Origin of the sequence: Bacillus nitratireducens (assembly GCF_001884135.1) — a bacterium.
In the GTDB taxonomy this organism is placed as follows: domain Bacteria; phylum Bacillota; class Bacilli; order Bacillales; family Bacillaceae_G; genus Bacillus_A; species Bacillus_A nitratireducens.
The window spans coordinates 1-388 of sequence record NZ_MAOC01000055.1 but is presented as its reverse complement, the minus strand read 5'-3'; the positions used below and the strand labels follow the sequence as shown (position 1 = coordinate 388).

Sequence of the window (388 nt, the reverse complement as noted above, 5' to 3'; positions counted from 1 at the left end):
AGCAACTGAGGAAGCAATAGAAGAAGTTGTGGAATTAGAGAAATCTGAGGAAGCGACAGAAGAAGTTGCAGAATTAGAAGCAGCTGAGGAAGCGACAGAAGAAGTTGTGGAATTAGAGAAATCTGAGGAAGCAGCAGAAGAAGTTGTGGAATTAGAGAAACCTGAGGAAGCGACAGAAGAAGTTGTGGAATTAGAGGAATCTGAGGAAGCGACAGAAGAAGTTGTGGAATTAGAGAAATCTGAGGAAGCGACAGAAGAAGTTGCAGAATTAGAAGAAGCTAAGGAAGCGACAGAAGAAGTTGCAGAATTAGAGGAAGCTAAGGAAGCAGCAGAAGAAGTTGTGGAATTAGAAGCAACTGAGGAAGCAATAGAAGAAGTTGTGGAATTA

1 protein-coding gene is annotated in these 388 nt (G+C 41.8%); it reads left to right on the top strand.

The window, feature by feature from the left end; genetic code table 11:
- A partial coding sequence (locus BAU23_RS17150) for a hypothetical protein (protein ID WP_208611244.1) occupies window positions 1–388 on the top strand: 388 nt, incomplete at both ends.